The following is a 15,554-nucleotide window of genomic DNA, read 5'->3' on the forward strand; positions in this document are numbered from 1 at the left end:
GTGGGCTCGACGTGCCTGGCGAAGAGCTGCGGCACTGCCGCAGCGCGGTCTGCAAGACCGGCTGGACTCACCGGCGTTCAGCCGGCGTGAGGCCGGACGAGGGGCCTACGGAAACGCCGGCACGTTCGGCTCCATCCCCTCGAAGTGCGCTTCGGGATGGGTTCGCTCCAGCAACTGCTCGATCTCGGTGATGCGCGTGCGCGGCACGTCGACGATGAGCAGGTACTGCCCTGCGGCGATAGGGCTCTCGAAGCGCTTCAAGCGCCGGTTCGGTGCGGCGCTACCGATCATGCTGGACGACCAGGTGCCCAGCATCGCGCCCAACGCGGCCAGGCCGATGACGACCGCCGCCGGCGAGCCGGCATTGATGGCGAACGCCGCCGCGACGCCGCCCGCCGCGCCCAGGCCCGAGCCGATCAGCGCGCCGGATTGGGCCGCCTCGACCAGGTCTGAGGTCTGCAGCACATTGGCCGCATGCAGGCCGTCCATGCTCGCGCCCTCGGCCGCAACGAAGTGGATGTGATGCTCGGTGATGCGGGCGAGCAGCAGCTCGTCCATCGTCCGCCGCGCGCTGCCCAGGTCGGGCAGCAGCCAGTAGATGCGTTTGCGCATGGCGCTCTCCAGCAGGTTGGGAGAATTCCGCTTCTACGCCGCTTCTCCTGCGCCTACAAGCCCCGCACCGGCGGCAAGTTACATTGACGCCCCCCGCCTCGCGCCCCACCCCATGCCTCCTCGTTCCTCTTCCTCCTCTTCCGGCCTGACCGCCTGGCTGCTGATCGCCGCCGTCATCGTGCTGGCCGACCAGTTCACCAAGATCCTCATCGTCGGCAGCTTCCAGCTGGGTGAGTCCCACCCCGTCACCAGCTTCTTCAACCTGGTGCGCGCCCACAACTTCGGCGCCGCCTTCAGCTTCCTGCACGGCGCGTCGGGCTGGCAGCGCTGGTTCTTCCTCGGCCTGGGCCTGGCCGCCGCCGCCTTCATCGTCTGGATGCTGCGCCGCCACGGCCACCAGAAGCTGTTCGCCTGGGCGCTGACGCTGATCCTCGGCGGCGCCCTGGGCAATGTCATCGACCGCGCCATCCACGGCTATGTCGTCGACTTCATCCAGGTTCATGCGGGTGGCTGGTATTTCCCCGCCTTCAACGTCGCAGACAGTGCGATCACCATCGGCGCCATCCTGTTGATCCTGGATGAACTGCGCCGTGTCCGACGCACCTGAACCTCCCCCACCCGGCTACATCCCCTACGTTCCCGAGCCCGCCGTCGAGCTCGGCCCGCCGCTGCAGCGCCTGCCGCTGTCGGCGCCGCTGCACTGGCTGCAGCTGGGCTGGGCCGACCTGAGGCGCGCGCCCGCCATCGGCGGCTTCTTCGGCGCCTGCTTCGCGCTGATGGGCCTGGCGGTGCTGATGGTGTTCCGCCACGCACCCATCTACACGCTGGCCCTGTGCGCCGGCTTCCTGCTGCTGGGCCCGCTGCTGTGCCTGGGCCTCTACCAGGTCAGCCGGTGCCTGGAGCGCGGCGAGGCGCCGCGCATCGAGGATGCCCTCGGCGCCTGGCTGCCCAATGTCCGGCAGATCGCGATCTTCGGCTTCGTGCTGCTGATCCTGGAGATGCTCTGGGGCCGCGCGGCCCTGGTCGTCTTCGCGGTCAGCTTCAACGGCATGCCGGATTTCGCCGGCTCGGTGTCCAGGCTGCTGAGCGCCGACCACCTCGGCTTCATCGTGGCCTATCTGGCCGTCGGCGCGGTCTTCGCCGGCATGATCTTCGCGGTCAGCGTCGTCGCCATGCCCCTGCTGCTGGACCGCGACACCGATGCCGTCACCGCCGGCCTGGCCAGCCTCAAGCTCTGCCTGACCCAGCCCGCCGTCATGCTGTTCTGGGGCCTCGTCGTGACGACGCTGGCCGTGCTGGCCATGCTGCCCTATTTCGCCGGCCTGCTCGTCGTCGGCCCCTGGCTGGGCCATGCCAGCTGGCATGCCTACCGGGCGGCCCTGGGCCCGCCGAGCACCGTATAGCGAAGTAGTTCACGCGAGAGTCTGTGTCCAAAGGTGACAATCGCGCGCCGCTTGCCACCCCACATGCTCCTCGACTTCGCCAGCCTGAGCCACTACGACTGGCTCGACGTCCCGTTGTGGGTCTTCGACCCCGAACAACAGCGCAACCTCTGGGCCAACGCTGCGGCCCTGCGCTTCTGGCATGCCGACAGCGCCGAGGAGTTCCTGTCGCGCGACTTCTCCGAGCATGGCGACACCGTGCGCGAGCGCCTGGCCGTCACGGCCGCCGACCATGCCCAGGGCAAGATCGTGCGCGAGCAGTGGACGCTCTACCCCAAGGGCGAGCCGACGACGGTGATGCTGGTCTCGCGCGGCATGCGCACGCCCGACCGCCGCCAGGTCATGCTGTTCGCGGCCGACTCGCTCGGCGGCGGCGCCGACGTGTCGATGCTGCGCGGCGTCGAGGCCCTGCAGCACACCTCGGTGCGCATCGCCATGTTCGGCCTGCAGGGCGGCGAGCTGCTAATGCGCAACCCGGCCGCCGCGCTGACCTTCGGCGACACGCCGCCCGGCCCCGGCCAGACCGAGTTCACGCGCCTATTCGCCCATCCGATCGACGCCACCGGCATCCTCAGCCGCGTGCAGCGCGGCGAAGCCTGCCGCCAGGACGTGGAGCTGCAGACCCTGGCCGGCCAGCGCTGGCATGCGCTGGACGCGCGGCCGATGCGCGACCCGGTCACCGGCGACACGACGCTGCTGTTCAACGCCCGCGACATCGCCGACCTGAAGGCCAGCCAGGCCGCGCTGGTGGCCGCCCGCGAGGCCGCAGAAGCCGCCAGCCAGGCCAAGAGCAGCTTCCTGGCCAACATGAGCCACGAAATCCGCACGCCGATGAACGGCGTGCTGGGCCTGACCGAGCTGGTGCTGCAGACCGGACTGGACGAGCGCCAGCGCCGCTTCATCGGCATGGCCCACCAGTCCGCCAAGGGCCTGATGACCATCATCAACGACCTGCTGGACGTGGCCAAGATCGAGGCCGGCCGCATCATCATCGAGGAAGCCCCCTTCAGCCTGCACGACTGCCTGAGCGAGGCGCTGCAGCCGCTGCTGCTGCAGGCCCACGAGAAACACATCCAGCTGCACACCGTCGTACAGCCCGGCGTGCCGTCATGGATGGTGGGCGACGCGCTGCGCCTGCGCCAGGTGCTCATCAACCTGATCGGCAACGCGCTGAAGTTCACCGAGCACGGCGAGGTGCGCGTCGAGATCGCGCAGGCCGCGACCCAGGAGGGCGACCCGCCCGCACGGTTGCGCCTGCGCTGCGCCGTGACGGACTCCGGCATCGGCATGACGCGCAAGCAGATCAGCCAGATCTTCGACCCCTTCACCCAGGCCGACGGCAGCATCACGCGGCGCTACGGCGGCACCGGCCTGGGCCTGACCATCGTGCAGCGCCTCGTGGCGCTGATGGGCGGCAGCATCGGCGTCGAGAGCGAGCCCGGCCGCGGCTCCTGCTTCAGCTTCGAGATCCTGCTGCGGCGGATCCTGTGAGCCCCGGAATCCGCTTCAGGGCAGCAGCACGGCGCTGCCGGTGATCGCCCGCGCCTCCAGGTCGCGGTGGGCCTCGGCCACGTCGGCCAGCGGATAGCGCCTGTCGATGCGGATCCTGATCTTCCCGCTGCCGACCATGCTGAACAGGTCGTCGCCCATCTCCTGCGTCGCTTCGCGCGTGGCGATGTGCGAGAACAGCGTAGGCCGCGTCACATAGACCGAGCCCTTGGCGGACAGCGTGCCGATGTTGATGGGCGGCACCGGCCCCGAGGCGCCGCCGAAGCTGGCCAGCAGGCCGAAGGGCGCCAGGCTGTTCAGCGAGCCCTCCCAGGTGTCGGCGCCGACCGAGTCGTAGACCACCTTCACGCCGCGGCCACCGGTGATCTCGCGCACCTTGGCGGCGAAGTCCACATCGCGGCGGTAGTTGATGACATGGGCCGCGCCGTTCTCCAGCGCGAGCCGGCATTTCTCGTCGCTGCCCGCCGTGCCGATGAGCTGCAGGCCCAGCGCCCGCGCCCACTGGCAGGCGATCAGGCCCACGCCACCGGCCGCCGCGTGGAAGAGCACGAAGTCGCCCGCCTGCAGACCGCCCTGCGGCAAGGTTCGGCGCAGCAGGTATTGCACCGTCAGGCCCTTGAGCATCATGGCCGCGCCGGTCTCGAAGTCGATGGCCTCGGGCAGCTTCAGCACGCACTTGGCCGGCATCACGCGCGCCGTCGCATAGGCGCCCGGCGGCTGGCTGGCGTAGGCCGCGCGGTCGCCCACCCGCAGGTGCGTGACGCCCTCGCCCACCGCCTCCACGACACCGGCGCCCTCCATGCCCAGCCGGGCAGGCAGCGGCAGCGGATAGGCGCCGTTGCGGTGGTAGACGTCGATGTAGTTCAGCCCGCAGGCGTGGTGCCGGATGCGGATCTCGTCCGGCCCGGGCGCGCCCACCTCCAGATCCACCAGCTTCAGTTGCTCCGGGCCACCCGGAGCCTCGATGACGACGGCCTTTTCCTTCATCTGTCTCTCCTTGTCGAGTTGTCGGCTATCGTGCCAGCCCTTTGTCCACTGCGTCGCCCCTTTTGAAGCTGACCCCACGCCTCGCTCTGCTGTTGACGCTGCCGCCGCTGTTCTGGGCCGGCAATGCCGTCGTCGGCCGCGTGGTGCGCGACGCCATCCCGCCGCTGACGCTGAACGCGCTGCGCTGGCTGCTGGCACTGCTGCTGCTCGCGCCGCTGGCCTGGCCGCTGCTGGCCAGGCCGGGCCCGGCCCTCGCGCGCTGGCGCGGCCTGGCCTGGCTGGGCTTTCTCGGCATGGGTTGCTACAACGCGCTGCAATACCTGGCCCTGCATACCTCCTCGCCGCTGAACGTGACGCTGATCACCGCCAGCATGCCGGTGTGGATGCTCGGCGTGGGCGCCCTCGCCTATGGCGTGAAGCCGACGCGGCGCCAGCTCGCCGGCGCTGGCCTGTCGCTGCTGGGCGTGGCCCTGGTCATCGCGCGCGGCGAGCCCGCGGCCCTGCTGGAGGTGCGCTTCGTGCCGGGCGATCTGCTGATGCTGCTGGCCATCTTCACCTGGGCCGTCTACTCGTGGATGCTTGCGCGGCCCGCCCGGGGCCTGAGGCCCGGCGAGAAGCCCGACTGGAACTGGGCCGAGGCGCTGATGGCCCAGCTGATGTTCGGCGTCGTCTTCTCGGGCCTGTCGGCCGGCGTCGAGCAGGTCGTCGCGCCGGCGGCCATCCATTGGAGCCCGGCCCTTGTCGCGGCGCTGTTCTACGTCGCCATCGGGCCGTCGCTGATCGCCTACCGCTGCTGGGGCCTGGGCGTGGCCGAGGCGGGGCCGGCGCTGGCCGGCTTCTTCGTCAACCTGACGCCGGTGTTCGCGGCCGTCATCTCGGCGGCCCTGCTCGGCACGGCGCCGGCCTGGTACCACGGCGCGGCCTTCGTGCTGATCGCGGCCGGTATTCTCGTGTCCTCGCGCTGATGCAGATCGTCCACGCCGACGAGCGCATCGTCGTCATCGCCAAGCCCGCCGGCCTGCTCAGCGTGCCCGGCCGCACCGAGCCCGACTGCGCCGCCGCCCGCGTGCAAGCCCGCTACCCCGACGCGCTGATCGTGCACCGGCTCGACCAGGCGACGTCCGGCCTGCTGTTGTTCGCACGCGGCGCCCAGGCCCAGCGCGAGCTCAGCGCCGACTTCGCCGAACGCCGCGTCGGCAAGCTCTACGTCGCCATCGTCGAAGGCCTTCTCGAAGGCGCAGGCCTGATCGACCTGCCGCTGGCCGCCGACTGGCCCAACCGCCCGCGCCAGCAGGTCGACCTGCTGCGCGGCAAGCCCTCGCAGACGCGCTGGCGCGCGCTGTCGCACGAGGGCGGCCACACCCGTGTCGCGCTGGAGCCGCTGACCGGCCGCAGCCACCAGCTGCGCGTGCACCTCGCCCATCTCGGCCATGCCATCCTCGGCGATACCCTCTACGCACCGCCCGATGCCGCCGCCGCCAGCCCGCGCCTGCTGCTGCACGCGAGCGAGCTGCAAGTGGCCGGCCACCACTTCCTCTGCCCCCCGGAGTTCTGAATGCATCTCTACATCGTCACCGGCAGCTCCCGCGGCCTGGGTGCCGCCCTCGCGCGGCAGCTGAGCCAGCCCGGCAACGTCGTCATCGGCATCGCGCGCGGGGCCGACCCGACCCTGCAGGCCGAGCAATGGGCATTGGACCTGGCCGATCCCTTGCCCGCCGCCGAGCGCCTGCAGGCCTGGCTGCGTGCCAGCAAGGGCTGGGACAGCGCCACCCTGGTCAACAACGCCGCCCTGCTCAGCGAGCCCGGCCCGCTGGCCGCCAGCGACCTTGCCGGCCTGTCTGCCGCGCTGCGCGTAGGGCTGGAGGCGCCGGTGCTGCTGAGCCGCGTCTTTCTCGCCGAGACCGCCGGCGTGCCGCGCCGGCGCCTCCTCAACATCTCCTCCGGCCTGGGCCGCCGTGCGATGGCCGGCAGCGCGGCCTATTGCGCCGTCAAGGCCGGGTTGGACCATCTCAGCCGCGCGCTGGCGCTGGAAGCGCCCGATGTCGGCGTCGTGTCGCTGGCGCCCGGCGTCATCGACACCGACATGCAGGTCCAGCTGCGCGGCGCCGACCCGGCCCGCTTCCCCGAACAGGCGCGCTTCCAGGGCCTGAGGGACGGCGGCCAGCTGCAGACGGCCGAAGCCACGGCGGCAACCGTGCTGCGCTACTTGGCTCGCCCCGACTTCGGCCGCGACGTCATCGCCGACGTCCGCGACATCTGACGCAGGCCGTCAGGCCGCGGGGCGCGCATAGCCGAGCGGCGCCGGCCAGGTCGCGGCGGTCGGCAGCTGGCCCGGCCTTTGCGCAGCCCACTGCCACGCCGTGATCCAGCCGGCATGCCCCACGGCCAGCGCGCATGGCGGCTGCCAGGACGATGCCCGCCGCAGCAGCGCAGCCAGCGACTCGCCGCCGTCGAAATCGAAGCCGCAGAAATCCTGCATCCAGCGCTCGAACTCGGCGGTGGGGATGTCCGCCCAGGGCCTGCCGTCCCAGGCCCCGAAATCGGTCTCGGCCAGCGCCGCATCCACCCGCCAGCGAAAGCCCCAGTGCCGCAGCCAGCGGCCCACGTCCGCGGCGCGGGCCAGCGGTGACGTGACGACCTCGCGCGGCAGGCCGTGGCGGCGCGCATGGGCGCGGATGCGGTGGGCCAGGCGCTTGGCCTTGCGCGGGTCGACGGCCAGGTCCGTGCGGCCACCGATGCAGCGCGCCGCCGCGCCGCACGGCCTGGGGTGGCGCCAGATCGTGAAGGCCACCGTCAGAACGAGGCCGTGAAGGCCAGCAGCACGGCAATCTCGGCGAGCTGCTCGGTCGCGCCCAGGCCGTCGCCGGTATAGCCGCCCAGGCGCCGCTTCAGCCACCGCTGCATCGCCCAGGCGACGGCCGCCGTCGCGGCAAATGCCAGCAGCAGGTGCGCCGGCTGGATGCCCAGCAAGCCCAGCGCCAACGCGAGCAGACCGCACCAAGCCAGCGCGATGCCGAAGTTGCGCGGTGCCACGGCCAGGGCCAGTGGCTTGGCCTTGGCATGGTCCGCGTCGCCGCCGTAGGGCAGGCTGACCATTACGCCGACTGCCGCCGCGCGCGCGAAGGCATGGCTGGCCAGCAGCGCGGCCACGGCGCCCGGCAGCGGCCGCGCTGCCAGCACGGCCAGCAGGGCCGCGCGCAGCAGCAGGCTCAGACCCAGGGCCAGCGCGCCATAGCTGCCGATGCGCGAGTCCTTCATGATGGCCAAGGCCTTGTCGCGCGGCACGACACCGCCCAGCGCATCGAAGGTATCGGCCAGGCCGTCCTCATGGAAGCCACCGGTCAGGGCCACGGTCGCGGCCAGCGCGAGCACGGCGGCGATCCAGGCCGGCCAGAGCAGCGCGGCGCCCGCCAGCACGACCGCGCCGATCGCACCGACGACCATGCCGACCCCCGGGAAGTGCCGCACGCAGTCGTTCAGCCAGGCCGGCTCGAAGCGGCTCAGCCGCACCGGCAGCCGGGTCAGGAATTGCAGTGCGACGAGAAAAAGTCGCACGGGCCTACTCGCGGTTGCTGACCCCGGCGCTCTCGAAGCTGGCCATGTCGGCGAGCAGCGCGCAGGCGGCCGTCAGCAACGGCCAAGCCAGGGCCGCACCGCTGCCCTCGCCCAGGCGCAGGTCCAGTTCCAGCAGCGGGCGCGCAGCGAGCTGCTGCAGCCAGCGCGCATGCGGCCCCTCGGCCGAGCGGTGGGCGAACACGCAGGCCGCCAGCAGGCCCGGGCGCAGGGCCTCGGCCAACGCGACGGCGGCCGTCGTGATGAAGCCGTCGACGAGCACGACGCGCCGGCTCGCGGCGGCGGCGATGACACTGCCGGCCATCGTCAGGATCTCGAAGCCGCCCAGGGCCGCGGCGATCTGCAGCGGCGTCTGCGCGGCGGCATTAGCGGCCAGGGCCTCAACGAGCACGGCGAGCTTGCGCGCCACGCCCGCGTCGTCCAGACCGGTGCCGCGACCGACGCAATCGGCCAGCGGCAAGCCGGTCAGGCGCGCCATCAGCAGGCTGGCAGACGAGGTGTTGCCGATGCCCATCTCGCCCAGCAGCAGCGCGTTGCCGGGCAGGCGCTCGACCAGGGCCATGCCGTTGCGCAGCGCGCGCTCGGCCTGCTCGATGGACATGGCCGGGCCGGCTGCCGCGTCGGCCGTGCCGGCCGCGATGCGCAGATCGACGGCGCCCTCGGCCAGCGGCGCATCGACGCCGCAGTCCGCGATCGTCAGCGCCAGGCCCTGCTGGCGCGCCAGCACCGACACCGCCGCGCCGCCAGCCAGCATATTGGCCACCATCTGCGGCGTGACCTCGCGCGGATAGGCCGACACGCCGCGCCGTGACAGGCCGTGGTCGGCCGCGTAGACGACGAGCTGCGGCTGCTGCAGCTCCGGTCTCTCGACGCCCTGGATCAGCGCCAGCTGCAGGGCCAGCGCCTCGATGCGGCCCAGCGCACCGAGCGGCTTGGTCTTGTGGTCGATGGCGTGCTGGACACGCGCGCTCAGGCTGGGCTCGGCCAGGGCCGGCAATTCAGGGAAGTTCATTCGGAGTACCAATGCAAGAAATCTGCAGGCCGAGCGCCGGGCCGCGCCCAAGCCGGCCCGCTCTGGCGACGTGCTTGCCGGCCAATCCGGCAAGCATCGCCGTCCCCTCGGGGGACCGACCGGGCCCGCCTGCGTTCAGCACGGCGAGACTGGGCAAGGGGCTCCATGACTAGCCGACGAGATTGGCCAGGGTCAGCAGCGCCAGCAGCAGCATCCACAGCACGACCGAGCGCCAGACCAGGCCGACGACGCTCTGCAGGTGGCCGAGCTGGGGGGGGGCACCGGACGTGGAGCCGGCGGCGCCGGTGGCCTCGGGCTCGGAGCCGGCGTCGAAGGTCTTGCTGCGGTCCGGCGTGATGCCGGGCGCCGCCGCACCGCCGAGCTGCAGGCCGACAGCCCCGGCGGCGGACGCGAGGATGATGCCCTCGTTGGGATGCAGCCACAGGCTGGCGTCGCGGCGCCAGCCGTTCACCGCCTCCTCGAAGTTGCCGACAATGGCGAAGCCCGTCGCCGTCAGCCTTGCGGGCAGGTGGTCGATCAGCGTGAAGGCCTGGCGCGACAGCGCGAGCAGGCGCGGGTTGGTCGGCGCGTCCAGCGTGCGGCTCTTGAAGGCCCAGTAGCGGCTGGCGAACTCGGCCATGCGGTAGAGCACCGCGCCGGCCGGCCCCAGGCCGATGGTGGAGCAGACGATGAACCAGAAGAACACGCCGAAGACATGACGGTGCGCGGCGAGCAGGGAATGCTCGATGACGTGGCGGATCAGCTCGGTGCGCGGCAGCTCGCTGGCGTCCAGGTGGCGCCACTCGGCCAGCAACTGGCGGGCCGTGTTGTCGTCGCCGCTCTCCAGCGCGTCGCGGATGTCGGTGAAGTAGTGGCTGAATTGCCGGAAGCCCAGGGTCAGGTAGAGGATGAGGACATCCAGGCCAAGCGCCAGCAGCAGGCTGAAGTGGCGCAGGCCCCAGTAGAGCAGCGTGACGACGAGGCCGGGCACCAGCACGGTGATGGCCCAGACGATGGCGGCGTGGTGCTCGTCGCCGGCATCGAAATTGCGGCCCGTCCAGCGCACCCAGCCGATGACCGACTGGTGCACGCGGTTGCCATGCCTCAAGGGCTTGAGTTGCTCACACAACAGGGCCAACAGCACCGCGAAGAAATTCATGGGCCGGGATGATAGTGGCGTGATCAGCTGCTGCTGAGGAGTCGGTAGAGGTTGCGCAACATCGCGGCCGTCGCGCCCCAGATGAAGTACTCGCGCTCAGGCCCCTGCCAGGGCATAGACAGGAAGCGCCTCTCGTGGCCGCCGAACTCGAAACGGTGGTGCTGGTGGTGGGCGGGGTTCATCAGGAAGGCCAGCGGCACCTCGAAGGCCTCGGCGACCTCGAAGTCGTCGAGCTGCAGCCTGAAGCCGGGCGCGACGAGGGCGACGACCGGCGTCACCTGGAAGGCCGTCACCGTCGCGTAGACGGGCAACTGGCCGATGACGTCGATGTAGTTGCGCGACAGGCCGATCTCCTCCTCTGTCTCGCGCAATGCGGTCGCGACAGGGCCGTCGTCCTCGGGCTCGACGCGGCCGCCGGGGAAGCTGATCTGGCCGGCGTGGTCGCGCAGATGGTCGGCGCGGCGGGTCAGCAGCAGGTTCAGACCGGCCTCGCGCTGCACGAGCGGCACCAGCACGGCGGCCCCCGCGGGCTCGCGGTCGACGAACAGGCCGCCATCGCCGGCGAATTCGGGCGTCCAGAACGGCTGCGCCCGCAGCCGGGCACGGATGGCCTGCGGCGTCAGTGCCGAGGCCGGGACGGCGGGCAGATGGCTGTCGATGCTCGTGACCGGCGCGAGCTGGGGCTGGGTGATGACGGGACGTTTCATGCGCAAAAAGCAAAAGCCGCCGAGAGCGTAGCTCCAGGCGGCCTTGGTTTGGACGGGGCAGCTTTTGGCTGCGTTCATGCCGCTGCGCGACATGAACTCGCCCAAAACTCGCGGTGGACTGCTACGCAGCCCACAGTGGCCGAAGGCCACTTCTTCGCTTCGCTCAGGCGAGTTTTTCCTTGATGCGGGCCGACTTGCCCGAACGCTGGCGGAGGTAGTACAGCTTGGCGCGGCGGACATCGCCACGGCGCTTGACTTCGATCGACGAGATCAGCGGGCTGTACAGCTGGAAGGTGCGCTCGACGCCTTCGCCGCTGGAGATCTTGCGGACGATGAAGCTGCTGTTCAGGCCGCGGTTGCGCTTGGCGATGACGACGCCTTCGTAGGCCTGCACGCGCTTGCGGCTGCCTTCAACGACGTTGACGCTGACGATCACGGTGTCGCCGGGGGCGAAGGCCGGGATGGTCTTGTTCAGGCGAGCAATTTCTTCCTGCTCGAGGGTTTGGATCAGGTCCATCTATAACTCCTACGGATCTTGGCGGGCCGCTATTTATCGGGGTGTTTGCAGCCGGCCTTCATACGAAAGCCAGCCACTCGGCCTGCCAGAGGATCGGACAGCCCGCTAGTGTAGCCGGAAATCGAGGGTTTCGCCTAGAGCTTGGCCAGGAAGGCCTCGTCGGCCTTGCTGAGCCGGCCGGCGGCACGGGCGGCCTCGATCAGCTCAGGGCGACGCGCGGCGGTCAGTGCGAGCGAACGCTCGCGGCGCCAGCGCCGGATGTCGGCATGGTGGCCGGACAGCAGGACGGCTGGCACCTCGCGACCATCGGGCAGCACCTCGGGCCGGCTGTAGTGCGGGCAGTCGAGCAGCCCGTCCGAGAAGCTGTCCTGCTGATGGGATTGGGCATCGCCCAGCACACCGTCCTGCAACCGCGCGACAGCGTCGAGCAGGGCCAGGGCCGGCAGTTCGCCGCCGGACAGCACGAAGTCGCCGAGGCTGATCTCCTGCGTCACATGGCGATCGAGCACGCGCTGGTCTATGCCCTCGTAGCGGCCGCAGAGCAGGATGGCGCCCGGGCCGGCGGCAAGCGTCTGCACCAGGGCCTGATCCATGCGCCGGCCCGTGGGCGTGAAGTGGATGACGGCCGGCGCGGCATCACCGCGGTCGGCCGCCGCCGCCGCCAAAGCACGCTCCAGCGGCTCCACCAGCATGACCATGCCGGGACCGCCGCCATAGGGCCGGTCGTCGATGCGACGGTAGTTGTCCTCGGCAAAGTCGCGCAGCGGCCACAGCCGCACATCGACCTGCCGGCTCTCGAAGGCGCGCCGCGTGACGCCCTGCGTCAGGTGCGGCGCAAACAGCTCCGGGAAGATCGTCAGGACGTCGAAGCGCATGACTCAGAAGTCCAGACCCCAGTCGACCGTGATCCGCTTCGCCTCGAGGTTCACATCGTCGACAAAGGCACCGACGAACGGTATCAACCGCTCCTGGTCGGGCTTCGCCGGCTCTTCCACGCCCGGCGGCAGAATGCGCAGCACCGCATGCGGACCTGTATCGATGAGGCCGACCACACGCCCCAGCGGTTGCGATTCGCGATTCACGACGTCCAGGCCGATCAGGTCGACCCAGTAGTACTCACCGTCGGGCGTGCGCGGGAAGTCGCTGCGCGGGATATGGATCTCGTGGCCGCGCAGCGCCTCGGCGGCATTGCGGTCGTCCACGCCCTCGGCCATCGCGACGATGCCCTCGCCCTGTTCGCGCACCGAGCGTACGGCCAGCACCAGCTGGCCCGGCTTGGGGCCGGTGGACTTCAGGTACCAGCGCTTGGCGCCGAACAGCGCATCAGCATCGGCCGAATAGGCCTGCACCTTGAGCCCCCCCTTGATGCCCCAGGCATCGAGGATGCGGCCCACCGGCACGAGATCTTCGGGCCATGAAGCAAAAGACGGCGCCGAAGCGCCGTCTTGCTGAGGCTTGTTGCCTGCCACGCTGCTTTAGGCGGCGACTGCAGCCGTCTTGGCTTCGCCGACCAGGCGGGCCACGGTGGGCGACAGCTGGGCGCCGACGCCGATCCAGTAGCTCACGCGATCCTGCTCGACGCGCAGCTTCTCGGCGGCGCCGGAAGCGACGGGGTTGTAGAAGCCGACGCGCTCGATGAAGCGGCCGTCACGGCGCTGGCGGCTGTTGGCGACGACGATGTTGTAGAAGGGGCGCTTCTTGGAGCCGCCGCGAGCCAGACGAATCACAACCATGATGTTTCCTAAAAATTGGGCGACCACCGCACGAGGAGACACTCAGGGCGAGCAAGTCGAAAAAGGCAGAAAACCCCTGCCGGGGGAGGCACCGTAGATACGCCGCAGCCCAGATTGACTGCGACCGGCGCCAAAACCGCGCATTATAAACTCGGCCAGGCCCCTTTTGGGCAACTCCCGAAACCGACAGATGTCACAGCCCTCCCCAGCCACCGCGCCCCTGATGATCCGCCCCAGCACCGACGCCGACCTGCCCGCCATCCAGGCCATCTACGGCCAGGCCGTGCTGGAAGGCACCGGCACCTTCGAAACCGAGGTGCCCGCCGTCGAGGAAATGGGCCGGCGCCGCGCCGAGGTGCTGGGCCGCCAGCTGCCGTGGCTGGTGGCCGAACGCGGCGGCGATATTCTCGGCTATGCCTATGCGAACTACTTCCGCCCTCGCCTCGCCTACCGCTTCTGCGTCGAGGACTCCATCTATCTCTCGCCCGCGGCCCAGGGCCAGGGCGTGGGCCGGCTGCTGCTGGCCGAATTGATCGCCCGCTGCGAAGCGGCCGGCGCGCGCCAGATGCTGGCCGTTATCGGCGATGCGAACAACGCCGGCTCAATCGGCGTGCATTCGGCCCTGGGTTTCCAGCACACCGGCGTGCTGAAGAGCGCCGGCTGGAAATTCGGCCGCTGGCTGGATGTGGTGCTGATGCAGCGCACGCTGGGCCAGGGCGACAGCGTCGGGGCCGGCCAATGAGCGCCCCAATCAAGCACAAGGCGGTCGCGACCTGGCTGGCCCTGCTGGTCGGCAGCTTCGGACTGCACCGCTTCTATCTGCACGGCCTGAAGGACCGCTGGGCCTGGCTGTTCCCGCTGCCGACGCTGCTGGGCATCGTCGGCGTGCAGCGCATGAACCACCTGGGCCAGGACGACCAGCTCGCCTGGGTGCTGATCCCGCTGCTGGGCATCAGCCTGGTCGCGGCGCTGATCGGCGGCATCGTCTACGGCCTCACACCCGACGAACGCTGGAACGCACGCTTCAACCCGCAGCAGCCGGCCGCGCCGGCCGGCTGGGGCGCCATCATCGGTGTCGTGCTCTGCCTGCTGATCGGCGGCACGGCCATGATGGCGACCATCGCCTTCAGCGCCCAGCGGTATTTCGAATCGCAGCATTCCGATACGCCCTGAGTTCGCCGCGCACGTAGTGCCGCGGCCCCTCCGGTGGCTGCCGTGGAACCGGTTTTGCCGGGCCACTGGCAGCGCCCCCTTGAGGGGCGGCCGTCAGGCCGCAGGGGGTGGGTCAATACAGCGTGAAGCTCACCCAGTAGCAGACGCCGGCCACGAGCGCTGCGGCCGGGATCGTGAAAATCCAGGCCCAGACGATGCTGCCGGCCACGCCCCAGCGCACAGCCGAGGGGCGCTGCACCGAGCCCACGCCGACGATGGCGCCGGTGATGGTGTGGGTGGTGGACACCGGCACACCCAGGGCCGTGGCCAGGAAGAGCGTGATCGCACCACCGGTCTCGGCGCAGAAACCACCCACCGGCTTGAGCTTGGTGATGCGCTGCCCCATGGTCTGCACGATGCGCCAGCCGCCGAACATGGTGCCCATGCCGATGGCGATGTAGCAGGCGACGATGACCCAGGCCGGCGGCGCCTTGTCGCCGACGCCGACCATGCCGGCAGCGATCAGCAGCATCCAGATCAGGCCGATGGTCTTCTGCGCATCGTTGCCGCCGTGGCCCAGGCTGTACAGGCCGGCGGACACCAGCTGCAGCCGCCGGAACCAGCGGTCGATGCGGATCGGCGACTTGTGCCGGCAGATCCAGGCCACGATGACCATCATCAGCGAGCCCAGCACATAGCCCAGCAGCGGCGAGACGATGATGAAGGCCACGGTCTTCCAGATGCCGCCGGCGATCAGCGCCGAGGGCCCGGCCTTGGCGACGACCGCGCCGGCGATGCCGCCGATCAAGGCATGCGAAGAACTCGACGGGATGCCCCACCACCAGGTGATGCCGTTCCAGGCGATGGCGCCCATCAGCGCGCCGAAGACGACATGGTGGTCCACGACGCCCGGCTCGACGATGCCCTTGCCGACCGTGGCGGCCACCTTGAGCTGGAAGATGGCAATGGCGACGACGTTGAAGAAGGCCGCGAACAGCACGGCCTGCTGGGGCTTGAGCACGCCGGTGGAGACGACGGTGGCGATGGAGTTGGCGGCGTCGTGGAAGCCGTTCATGAAGTCGAACAGCAGGGCCAGCACGACGAGCAAGGCCACCACCCAGAAGGCGATTTCTGCCTGAGGCATGGTCGCT

The 15,554-nt window shown here is 70.3% G+C and carries 20 protein-coding genes; 8 read left to right on the plus strand and 12 right to left on the minus strand.

The genetic code is table 11. From position 1 onward, the window contains the following. Positions 1–105 precede the first annotated feature (105 nt). Complete coding sequence (locus EV671_RS09080) at positions 106–612, minus strand: DUF1269 domain-containing protein (RefSeq protein ID WP_132570990.1); 507 nt, start codon at positions 610–612, stop codon at positions 106–108. A gap of 112 nt (positions 613–724) precedes the next feature. Here EV671_RS09080 and lspA point away from each other — a divergent pair, with 112 nt between their 5' ends. From lspA to EV671_RS09095, 3 genes are all read left to right on the plus strand, one after another. Beyond that, entirely contained in the window at positions 725–1,219 is a 495-nt protein-coding gene (lspA, locus tag EV671_RS09085; RefSeq protein ID WP_132570991.1) for a signal peptidase II, read from the plus strand. Beyond that, positions 1,203–2,015, plus strand: a complete 813-nt coding sequence (locus EV671_RS09090; protein ID WP_243655659.1) for a DUF2189 domain-containing protein — start codon at positions 1,203–1,205, stop codon at positions 2,013–2,015. The genes lspA and EV671_RS09090 overlap by 17 nt, the downstream gene beginning before the upstream one ends. Positions 2,016–2,078: 63 nt before the next feature. After that, on the plus strand, positions 2,079–3,545 hold the full coding sequence (locus EV671_RS09095; RefSeq protein ID WP_132570993.1) for a hybrid sensor histidine kinase/response regulator: 1,467 nt from the start codon (positions 2,079–2,081) through the stop codon (positions 3,543–3,545). 15 nt (positions 3,546–3,560) lie between these two features. On the opposite strand, the gene EV671_RS09100 is transcribed toward EV671_RS09095, so the two are convergent. Then, positions 3,561–4,550, minus strand: coding sequence for a quinone oxidoreductase family protein (locus EV671_RS09100; protein WP_132570994.1), 990 nt, complete (start codon positions 4,548–4,550; stop codon positions 3,561–3,563). A gap of 62 nt (positions 4,551–4,612) precedes the next feature. Here EV671_RS09100 and EV671_RS09105 point away from each other — a divergent pair, with 62 nt between their 5' ends. From EV671_RS09105 to EV671_RS09115, 3 genes are read left to right on the plus strand one after another with little or no spacing between them, the layout of a single operon-like run. After that, positions 4,613–5,515 (plus strand): DMT family transporter, encoded by a 903-nt coding sequence (locus EV671_RS09105; RefSeq protein WP_132570995.1) that lies wholly within the window; start codon positions 4,613–4,615, stop codon positions 5,513–5,515. Beyond that, positions 5,515–6,105: an RluA family pseudouridine synthase gene (locus EV671_RS09110; RefSeq protein ID WP_207911124.1), complete on the plus strand. Its 591-nt coding sequence runs from the start codon at positions 5,515–5,517 to the stop codon at positions 6,103–6,105. Before EV671_RS09105 ends, EV671_RS09110 begins: the two co-directional genes overlap by 1 nt. Beyond that, on the plus strand, positions 6,106–6,810 hold the full coding sequence (locus EV671_RS09115) for an SDR family NAD(P)-dependent oxidoreductase (protein WP_132570996.1): 705 nt from the start codon (positions 6,106–6,108) through the stop codon (positions 6,808–6,810). It abuts the gene before it with no gap. 9 nt (positions 6,811–6,819) lie between these two features. On the opposite strand, the gene EV671_RS09120 is transcribed toward EV671_RS09115, so the two are convergent. From EV671_RS09120 to rpsP, 9 genes are all read right to left on the minus strand, one after another. Next, positions 6,820–7,341: a histidine phosphatase family protein gene (locus tag EV671_RS09120; RefSeq protein WP_132570997.1), complete on the minus strand. Its 522-nt coding sequence runs from the start codon at positions 7,339–7,341 to the stop codon at positions 6,820–6,822. Between the two features lie 2 nt (positions 7,342–7,343). Continuing rightward, the gene (gene cobS, locus EV671_RS09125; RefSeq protein WP_132570998.1) at positions 7,344–8,105 is read right to left on the minus strand and encodes an adenosylcobinamide-GDP ribazoletransferase; all 762 of its coding nucleotides are present in this window, start codon (positions 8,103–8,105) and stop codon (positions 7,344–7,346) included. 4 nt (positions 8,106–8,109) lie between these two features. After that, a complete protein-coding gene (gene cobT / locus EV671_RS09130; protein WP_132570999.1) occupies positions 8,110–9,135 on the minus strand; it encodes a nicotinate-nucleotide--dimethylbenzimidazole phosphoribosyltransferase in 1,026 nt (341 codons plus the stop codon). Positions 9,136–9,304: 169 nt separating this feature from the next. Then, entirely contained in the window at positions 9,305–10,294 is a 990-nt protein-coding gene (locus tag EV671_RS09135; protein ID WP_132571000.1) for a CobD/CbiB family protein, read from the minus strand. Between the two features lie 23 nt (positions 10,295–10,317). Then, entirely contained in the window at positions 10,318–11,001 is a 684-nt protein-coding gene (locus EV671_RS09140; RefSeq protein ID WP_132571001.1) for a CoA pyrophosphatase, read from the minus strand. Between the two features lie 163 nt (positions 11,002–11,164). Next, entirely contained in the window at positions 11,165–11,518 is a 354-nt protein-coding gene (gene rplS / locus EV671_RS09145; RefSeq protein WP_132571002.1) for a 50S ribosomal protein L19, read from the minus strand. 134 nt (positions 11,519–11,652) lie between these two features. Further along, positions 11,653–12,393, minus strand: coding sequence for a tRNA (guanosine(37)-N1)-methyltransferase TrmD (gene trmD / locus EV671_RS09150; RefSeq protein WP_132571003.1), 741 nt, complete (start codon positions 12,391–12,393; stop codon positions 11,653–11,655). 3 nt (positions 12,394–12,396) lie between these two features. Then, positions 12,397–12,987 (minus strand): ribosome maturation factor RimM, encoded by a 591-nt coding sequence (rimM, locus tag EV671_RS09155; RefSeq protein ID WP_132571004.1) that lies wholly within the window; start codon positions 12,985–12,987, stop codon positions 12,397–12,399. 6 nt (positions 12,988–12,993) lie between these two features. Next, positions 12,994–13,251, minus strand: a complete 258-nt coding sequence (rpsP, locus tag EV671_RS09160; RefSeq protein WP_132571005.1) for a 30S ribosomal protein S16 — start codon at positions 13,249–13,251, stop codon at positions 12,994–12,996. Positions 13,252–13,474: 223 nt separating this feature from the next. On the opposite strand from rpsP, the gene EV671_RS09165 reads away from it, so the two are divergent. Both EV671_RS09165 and EV671_RS09170 read left to right on the plus strand, forming a co-directional pair. Next, a complete protein-coding gene (locus EV671_RS09165; RefSeq protein WP_243655660.1) occupies positions 13,475–13,993 on the plus strand; it encodes a GNAT family N-acetyltransferase in 519 nt (172 codons plus the stop codon). Further along, positions 13,990–14,424, plus strand: a complete 435-nt coding sequence (locus tag EV671_RS09170; RefSeq protein ID WP_207911125.1) for a TM2 domain-containing protein — start codon at positions 13,990–13,992, stop codon at positions 14,422–14,424. The genes EV671_RS09165 and EV671_RS09170 overlap by 4 nt, the downstream gene beginning before the upstream one ends. A gap of 112 nt (positions 14,425–14,536) precedes the next feature. Here the strand turns inward: EV671_RS09170 and EV671_RS09175 are convergent, their stop codons facing one another. After that, positions 14,537–15,547, minus strand: a complete 1,011-nt coding sequence (locus tag EV671_RS09175; RefSeq protein WP_132571007.1) for an inorganic phosphate transporter — start codon at positions 15,545–15,547, stop codon at positions 14,537–14,539. Positions 15,548–15,554 lie beyond the last annotated feature (7 nt).

The sequence above is a fragment of the Roseateles saccharophilus genome, from assembly GCF_004342485.1.
GTDB classification, from domain to species: domain Bacteria; phylum Pseudomonadota; class Gammaproteobacteria; order Burkholderiales; family Burkholderiaceae_C; genus Pelomonas; species Pelomonas saccharophila.